This window comes from Micromonospora sp. BL4, assembly GCF_003667505.1.
Lineage (GTDB): Bacteria > Actinomycetota > Actinomycetes > Mycobacteriales > Micromonosporaceae > Micromonospora.
Genome location: NZ_RCVJ01000047.1, coordinates 1 through 7701, shown reverse-complemented (window position 1 = coordinate 7701; position 7701 = coordinate 1). Strand labels below are relative to the sequence as shown.

The following is a 7701-nucleotide window of genomic DNA, read 5'->3' as shown; positions in this document are numbered from 1 at the left end:
CCCCCGTCCCCTCCGTCTGCCGGCCCGGTTCAGCCGGTCAGGCAGCTGTAGTACCGGCCGCGCCAGCCGGACTGGTAGAGGAATGAGGTCGGAAGGGCCGTGCCGGACGCGGTGCGTACGCCCGACGACGGCCGTTCCGAGAGTCACGATCCGCGACCGGGATGCAGGAAACCTTGGGCGATCCTTGAATCGGACGGACAGCGGCCGGAGGTCAGCCCCGGGCGTGGCGGAGCAGGAGGACGCCGTCGTCGGCGGCGAGCACGTGCCGCAGCGGGAGCTGCCGGGGTGGCGTGGCGTCGCCGGCGGTGATCCGGCCCGGTCCGGGCCCGGCGAGCAGCGGCGCGACGGTGAGGCACAGCTCGTCCACCAGGTCGGCGGCGGTGAGCGCTCCGAGCAGGTGCGGGCCGCCTTCGCAGAGCAGTTGGGTCAGCCCCCGCCGGTGCAGCTCGTCGAGGCCGGCGGCCAGGTCGACCCGGTCGGTGCCGCAGCGCAGCACGTCGGCGACGTCGGCCAGCCCGGGTGGTGGGTCCACGCCGGCGTGGGTGAGCACCACCGGCCGTACGGGCGCGTCGGCGAAGGCGGCCTGCGCCGGGTCGAGGTCGAGCGAGCCGGAGACGACGACCAGCGTCGGGTACTCGGCCAGCCCGTGCTCCCGGCGCCAGGCGCGGCGGCGTTCGTCGAGCCGGACCGCCCGGTAGCCCTCGTGGCGGAGCGTGCCGGCGGCCACCACCAGCGCGTCGCAGAGCATCCGCAGCAGACTGAAGACCCGCTTGTCCGGCTCGCCGGAGAGCCCGGCGGAGTAGCCGTCGACGGTGACCGCGCCGTCCAGGCTGGCGACGAAGTTGACCCGCAACCGGGGCTGGTCGGCACGGCCGTAGAGAGCGGTGAGCGTGGCGTCGTCGAGCGGCAGGTCCGACGGCTCGGGCCAGAGCCGTCGGATCGGGATTCCGACGGTCATTCGCTGGCCGGACCGGTGACCGGAGGGGTCGGTCGGGCGGTACGGTGCTGGCAGTCGCACCAGTTCCGGCCCGGGCATTCGTCGTGTCGCCGGGCCCGGCACGATCGGCAGATCATGCTGGCAGCCTAAGCCGCGGGAGGACAGGACAGCATGCCGCGTCAGATCTTCCAGCTGAAGATGTCCCTCGCCGGCGTCCGTCCGCCGGTCTGGCGTCGCGTCCTCGTTCCGGCCGGCTACACACTGGATCGGCTGCACCGGGTGGTGCAGCACGCGATGGGCTGGCGGGACTGCCACCTGCACTCGTTCGAGATCGACGCGGTGCAGTACGGCGAGCCCGACCCGGACGGCGAGCTGGCGCTGCACGACGAGCTGGACGTCCGGCTCGACGCGGTGCTCGGCAAGGGCAGCCGGTTCTCCTACACCTACGACTTCGGCGACTGGTGGGAGCACGACCTGGTGGTCGAGGACGCGCTGACCGCCGACCCCGAGGAGCGGTACCCGGTCTGCCTGGAGGGCGAGCGGGCCTGCCCGCCGGAGGGTATCGGCGGCCCGTCGGGCTATCAGGCGCTGCTGGTCGCGCTGGCGGATCCGGCCGACTTCGCCGACCCGGCGCACGCCGCCCTGCGCGACTGGGCCGGCTCCACGTTCGACCCGTCCCGCTTCGACGCCGGCCGCACCGGCACCCTGCTGCGCCGCTTCTGCTGACCCGGAGTCCCCCGGTAGCCGGGCATCTTCGGTGAGTCACCGGCCGGGGTGCCGGGATTCTCGCTTTTTCGGATGACCCGTCACCGCGGTCGATGGCGGTAACGATCTGGGAACGCTCCCATCGCCCTATTGACACCCCCGTTACCCGCCGGCAATCTCATGGGAGCGCTCCCGGGGTGGCATGGGTCACGCACGCACCTATCCCGGGCTGGCGCGATGAGCACCCCCCACCACAACCACCCAGCCTCACCACCGGAAAGAGGGGTCAGCGAATGAGTGTCACCACGCGGCGTACCCGCCTGGCGGCCGCTGCCCTGGCCGCGATCACCGCAATCGGCGGTCTCGCAGCCTGCGGCAACGACGACGACGAGCCGGCGGCCGGCGAGAAGCCGGCCAAGCTGGTCGTCGACACCTTCGGCGAGTTCGGCTACGACGACATCGTCAAGCAGTACGAGAAGGACACCGGCATCAAGGTCGAGCTGCGCAAGACCGCGCAGCTCGCTGAGTACCGGCCGAAGCTGGTCCGCTACCTTGCCACCGGCAAGGGCGCCGCGGACGTCACCGCCCTGGAAGAGGGCATCCTCAACGAGTTCAAGCCCAACGCGCGCAACTGGGCCGACCTCAACCCGTTGGTCGCCGACCACTCCAAGGAGTTCCTGCCCTGGAAGTGGGAGTTGGGCAAGGCGCCGGACGGTCGACTGATCGGCCTCCCGACCGACGTCGGCAGCCTCGCCGTCTGCTACCGCAAGGACCTGTTCCAGGCCGCCGGCCTGCCCACCGAGCGCGACCAGGTGTCGGCGCTCTGGCCGGACTGGAAGGGCTTCCACGACGCCGGTCTGAAGTACAAGCAGGGTAGCGGCGGCAAGGCGTTCATCGACTCGATCACCGCCGTCTCCAACGGCGTGATGTTCCAGGGCAACGGTGACCTGTTCTACGACAAGGAAGACAACATCATCGCGGACACCAGCCCCGCGGTGAAGAACGCCTGGGACACCGCCACCTCGATGGCGGACATCTCCGCCAAGGCGCAGACCTGGTCACCGGAGTGGTCGGGTGGCTTCAAGCAGGGCACCTTCGCGGCGACCTTCTGCCCGTCCTGGATGCTCGGCATCGTCTCGGAGAACTCCGGCCCGGCCAACAAGGGCAAGTGGGACGTCGCGTCCGTGCCGGGCGGCGGCGGTAACTGGGGCGGCTCGTGGCTCGCGGTTCCGGCGCAGAGCAAGTACCCGAAGGAGGCGGCGAAGCTCGCCGAGTACCTGACCAACGCGAAGAGCCAGGTGGAGGCCTTCAAGGCCAAGGGCCCGCTGCCCACCAACCTGGAGGCGCTGAAGAACGAGGCGTTCATCGGCTACACCAACGAGTACTTCAGCAACGCGCCGACCGGCAAGATCTTCGGGGAGAGCGTCGCCAAGATCCAGCCGACCCACCTGGGCCCGAAGCACCAGGCGGTCAAGGAGAACGCGCTCGAGCCGGCCCTGCGGGCGTTCGAGAGCGGGCAGGCCGACAAGGCGAAGGCCTGGGAGCAGTTCACGAAGGACGCAAAGACTCAGGGTGTCTTCTGAGTGATTCCCTGCCGGTGGCGTTCGGGGCTTCCCGGACGCCACCGGCCGGTCCCCTCCGCGTAGCACCCTGCGCGAGGGCCCCCGGGCCTCGCCGGAAAAGGACATTCGCATGAGCCTGTCGGCCACGACGGCGCCGCCGTCGCCAGCAGCACCTCCTTCTCCCCACGTCCCTTCCGGGCGTTCCCGGGGAAGGCTTCTCAACCGTCTCGACGTCAAGTACTCGCCGTACCTCTACGTCGCCCCGTTCTTCGTGATCTTCGGTGCGTTCGGGCTGTACCCGATGGTGCGTACCGCCTGGATGTCGCTGCATGACTGGGACATGATCGGCGACCACTCGTTCATCGGCTTCGACAACTACACCCGGCTGTTCTCCGACGAGTACTTCTGGAACGCGCTGGTCAACACGTTCGGCATCTTCGCCCTGTCGACCATCCCGCAGCTGTTGCTCGCCCTCTTCCTGGCGAACCTGCTCAACCGGACCTTCCTGCGCGCCAAGACCTTCTTCCGGATGGCCATCTTCATGCCGAACGTGGTGTCGGTGGCCGCGGTCGCGATCGTCTTCGGGATGCTGTTCCAGCGGGAGTTCGGCCTGTTCAACTGGCTGCTGAGCCTCGTCGGTGTCGACCCGGTCGACTGGGACGGGCAGCGGTGGAGTTCGTGGTTCGCCATCTCCTCGATGGTCAACTGGCGCTGGACCGGGTACAACACCCTGATCCTGCTCGCCGGAATGCAGGCGATCCCGAAGGATCTCTACGAGGCCGCGGCGATCGACGGCGCCAGCCCGTGGCGGCAGTTCTGGCAGATCACCCTGCCCATGCTCAAGCCCACGTTCATCTTCGTGGTCATCCTGTCCACGATCGGCGGCATGCAGCTCTTCACCGAGCCACTGCTTTTCGCCAACGGCAACATTCTCGGCGGCAGCCAGCGGGAGTTCCAGACGCTGGCCATGTACATGTACGAGATGGGCATCGTGAATCTGAACTCCGCCGGCTACGGAGCCGCGGTCGCCTGGGCGATCTTCATGATCATCGTCCTGGTGTCGCTGGTCAACTTCCTACTCGTCCGCCGCTCGGCGAAGTGAGGAGAGATCGATGATCTCGGCTTCCCAGCGCCTGTGGCGCACCAGTCCGCTGACCTACGTGGCGCTCGTCCTGGCGGCACTGCTGTCGATCTACCCGTTCTACTACATGCTGGTGATCGGCACTCGCAGCCTGGACTCCATCAACGATGTCCCGCCACCGGTAACCCCCGGCGGAGCGTTCGGTGACAACTTCGGGCGGGTGCTCGACAACGACGCCGCCAACTTCCTCACCGGCATGATGAACTCGATCATCGTCTCCTCGGTGGTCACCCTGTCGGTGGTGCTCACCGGTTCACTGGCCGGGTTCGCCTTCGCCAAGTTGAAGTTCCGGGGCAGCAACGCCCTGCTGCTGGCGATCATCGTCACCATGATGATCCCGACCCAGATGGGCCTCATCCCGCTCTGGGGCATGATGCAGGACCTCGGGTGGTACGACACCCTCTACGCGGTCACCGTGCCGTTCCTGGTCAGCGCCTTCGGTGTGTTCATGATGCGGCAGTACGCCAGCCAGGCGATCTCCGACGAGCTGATCGAGGCCGGCCGCGTCGACGGGGCGAGCACGTTCCGGATCTACTGGAGCATCGTGCTGCCCGCGCTGCGCCCCGCCGCCGGCGTCCTCGGTCTGCTGACCTTCATGGAGACCTGGAACTCGTTCCTGTGGCCGTACGCCGTCCTCACCCCGGAGAACCCGACCCTCCAGGTCTCGCTCTCCTTCCTCTCGTACGCCTACTACACCGACTACTCCCAGGTGTTCGCCGCCACGGCGATCGGCACCATCCCCCTGGTTCTCGTCTTTCTCGTGTTCGGCCGCCAGATCATCGGCGGGATCATGGAAGGTGCCGTCAAGTCGTGAGCAACCCCGCCAGCCCGCCCGCCGTTGGTGTCCTCGACGAGCGCCCCGGGCTGACCTTTCCGCCCGGCTTCCTGTGGGGGGCCGCGACCGCGGCGTACCAGATCGAGGGGGCGGCGGCCGAGGACGGCCGTACCCCGTCGATCTGGGACACCTTCAGCCACACCGCCGGCCGGGTCGTCGCCGGGCACACCGGCGACGTCGCCTGCGACCACTACCACCGGCTCGGCGACGACGTCGCGCTGATGGCGGAGCTGGGGCTCAAGTCGTACCGTTTCTCGGTCTCCTGGCCCCGGGTGCAGCCCGGCGGCGCCGGCGCGGCCAACCCGCAGGGGCTGGACTTCTACCGCCGGTTGGTCGACGAGCTGCTGGCGCACGGCATCGAGCCGTGGCTCACCCTCTACCACTGGGACCTGCCGCAGCCGCTGGAGGACGCCGGCGGCTGGCCCGCCCGGGACACCGCAGCCCGCTTCGCCGACTACACCACGCTGGTCGCCGACGCGCTCGGCGACCGGGTGCGCTACTGGACCACGCTGAACGAGCCGTGGTGCTCGGCGTTCCTCGGCTACGGCTCCGGGGTGCACGCCCCCGGCCGGTCCAACGGGGCGGACGCGGTCCGCGCCGGACACCACCTGATGCTGGGGCACGGCCTCGCCGTGCAGGCGCTGCGGGCCGCCCGACCCAGCGCCGAGGTGGGGGTGACCGTCAACCTCTACCCGGTCGACCCGGCCAGCGACGCCCCCGCGGACGTGGACGCCGCCCGGCGCATCGACGGGCTGGCCAACCGGTTCTTCCTCGACCCGCTGCTGCGCGGGTCGTACCCGGAGGACCTGGTGGCCGACCTGAGCACGGTGACCGACTTCGACCACGTACGCGACGGTGACCTGGCCACCATCGCCACCCCGCTGGACCTGGTCGGGGTCAACTACTACAGCCGGCACGTGGTCGCCGCCCCGGTCGAGGGCGCCGAGCCCGAGCCGTACTGGCGGGCGCCCTCCTGCTGGCCGGGCAGCGAGGACGTCCGGTTCGTGACGCGGGGCATCCCCGTCACCGACATGAACTGGGAGATCGACGCCCCGGGTCTGGTCGAGACGCTGCGCCGGGTGCACGACGAGTACACCGACCTGCCGCTCTACGTCACCGAGAACGGCTCCGCGTTCGTCGACACGGTGGTCGACGGGGAGGTCGACGACGTCGACCGGCTGGCCTACTTCGACGCCCACCTGCGCGCCGCGCACGAGGCGATCAACGCCGGGGTGCCCCTGCGGGGATACTTCGCCTGGTCGCTGATGGATAATTTCGAATGGGCCTGGGGTTACACCAAGCGGTTCGGCATGATCCACATCGACTACGACACCCAGGTTCGCATCCCCAAGTCCAGCGCCAGGTGGTACGCCTCGGTGATCCGACGCAACGGTCTGGCCGCACAATAGGCTCGGGCCAGCCATCAGGGCGGTCCTGGTGTCCACCTCCCGCAGGTGGCACCGGGCCCGCCCGCCGTCGGAGGAGCAGACGATGACAACGCAGCGCACCCGGTCGCTCGGGCGCCCGACCCTCGACGCGGTCGCGGCGCGCGCCGGCGTCGGGCGGGGCACGGTCTCCCGCGTGGTCAACGGCTCGCCCCAGGTCAGCCCGGAGGCCCGGGCCGCGGTCCAGCAGGCCATCGCCGAGCTGGGGTACGTGCCGAACCGGGCCGCCCGGGCCCTCGTCACCCAGCGGACCGACTCCGTCGCGCTGGTGGTGTCCGAATCCGGCGAACGGGTCTTCACCGAGCCGTTCTTCGCCGGCATCGTGCGGGGGATCAGCTCCGGCCTGCTGGAGACGCCGATGCAGCTCTGGCTGGCCATGGCCCAGTCGCCGGTGGAGCGGGAGCGGGTCGAACACCACCTGACCAACCAGCACGTCGACGGCGTACTCCTGTTGTCGTTGCACGACTCCGACCCGCTGCCGACCCTGCTGGAGGAGCGCGGCCTGCCCGCCGTGCTCGGCGGCCGGCCGGCCCGGATGCTGCAACCCGGCGCCCAGCCGGCCTGGTTCGTCGACGTGGACAACGTGGGCGGCGCCCGGCAGGCCGTGGAGTACCTGGCCGGCCGGGGACGGCGACGCATCGCCACCATCGCCGGTCCACAGGACATGGGCGCCGGCCTGGCCCGGCTGGCCGGCTACACCGAGGCGGTCAAGGCCACCGGGGCCGGCGTCAACCCCGACCTGATCGCGTACGGCGACTTCAGCGAGGGCAGCGGGGCGGCCGGCATGCGCCGACTCCTGGATGCCTGCCCGGACCTGGACGCGGTCTTCGTCGCGTCCGACCTGATGGCGTTCGGCGCGCTACGGACGCTGCGCGAGGCCGGCCGGCGGGTGCCCGAGGACGTCGCGGTGATCGGCTTCGACGACGCGCCGATCGCCCGGCAGGCGGACCCGCCACTGACCACCGTCTTCCAGCCGGTGGAGGAGATGGGCCGGCAGATGGCCCGGCTGCTGGTCGCCCGGATCCGCGGCGACGACCTCCCCGCCCCGCACATCCTCCTGGACACCCAACTGATCC

Annotated in this window: 7 protein-coding genes; 6 read left to right on the top strand and 1 reads right to left on the bottom strand. The window is 70.0% G+C overall.

Annotated elements, in window-relative coordinates; genetic code table 11:
- Window positions 1–211: 211 nt before the first annotated feature.
- Window positions 212–958, bottom strand: a complete 747-nt coding sequence (locus EAD89_RS01990; protein WP_121674475.1) for a pyrimidine reductase family protein — start codon at window positions 956–958, stop codon at window positions 212–214.
- Between the two features lie 150 nt (window positions 959–1108).
- Here EAD89_RS01990 and EAD89_RS01985 point away from each other — a divergent pair, with 150 nt between their 5' ends.
- The 6 genes from EAD89_RS01985 to EAD89_RS01960 form a co-directional block, all read left to right on the top strand.
- On the top strand, window positions 1109–1663 hold the full coding sequence (locus tag EAD89_RS01985; protein ID WP_121674474.1) for a plasmid pRiA4b ORF-3 family protein: 555 nt from the start codon (window positions 1109–1111) through the stop codon (window positions 1661–1663).
- A 272-nt stretch (window positions 1664–1935) separates the two neighbouring features.
- Window positions 1936–3225, top strand: a complete 1290-nt coding sequence (locus EAD89_RS01980) for an ABC transporter substrate-binding protein (protein WP_121657344.1) — start codon at window positions 1936–1938, stop codon at window positions 3223–3225.
- Between the two features lie 109 nt (window positions 3226–3334).
- Entirely contained in the window at window positions 3335–4306 is a 972-nt protein-coding gene (locus tag EAD89_RS01975; RefSeq protein WP_121657345.1) for a carbohydrate ABC transporter permease, read from the top strand.
- A gap of 10 nt (window positions 4307–4316) precedes the next feature.
- The gene (locus EAD89_RS01970; RefSeq protein WP_121657346.1) at window positions 4317–5159 is read left to right on the top strand and encodes a carbohydrate ABC transporter permease; all 843 of its coding nucleotides are present in this window, start codon (window positions 4317–4319) and stop codon (window positions 5157–5159) included.
- Complete coding sequence (locus EAD89_RS01965; protein WP_121674473.1) at window positions 5156–6589, top strand: GH1 family beta-glucosidase; 1434 nt, start codon at window positions 5156–5158, stop codon at window positions 6587–6589. Before EAD89_RS01970 ends, EAD89_RS01965 begins: the two co-directional genes overlap by 4 nt.
- 82 nt (window positions 6590–6671) lie before the next feature.
- On the top strand, window positions 6672–7701 hold a 1030-nt coding region (locus EAD89_RS01960; RefSeq protein ID WP_147458732.1), incomplete at its 3' end, for a LacI family DNA-binding transcriptional regulator.

Coding starts and splice junctions, on each gene's coding strand:
- EAD89_RS01970 (WP_121657346.1), top strand. CDS start 4,317: ATGATCTCGGCTTCCCAGCGCCTGTGGCGCACCAGTCCGCTGACCTAC.
- EAD89_RS01980 (WP_121657344.1), top strand. CDS start 1,936: ATGAGTGTCACCACGCGGCGTACCCGCCTGGCGGCCGCTGCCCTGGCC.
- EAD89_RS01985 (WP_121674474.1), top strand. CDS start 1,109: ATGCCGCGTCAGATCTTCCAGCTGAAGATGTCCCTCGCCGGCGTCCGT.
- EAD89_RS01990 (WP_121674475.1), bottom strand. CDS start 958: ATGACCGTCGGAATCCCGATCCGACGGCTCTGGCCCGAGCCGTCGGAC.
- EAD89_RS01975 (WP_121657345.1), top strand. CDS start 3,335: ATGAGCCTGTCGGCCACGACGGCGCCGCCGTCGCCAGCAGCACCTCCT.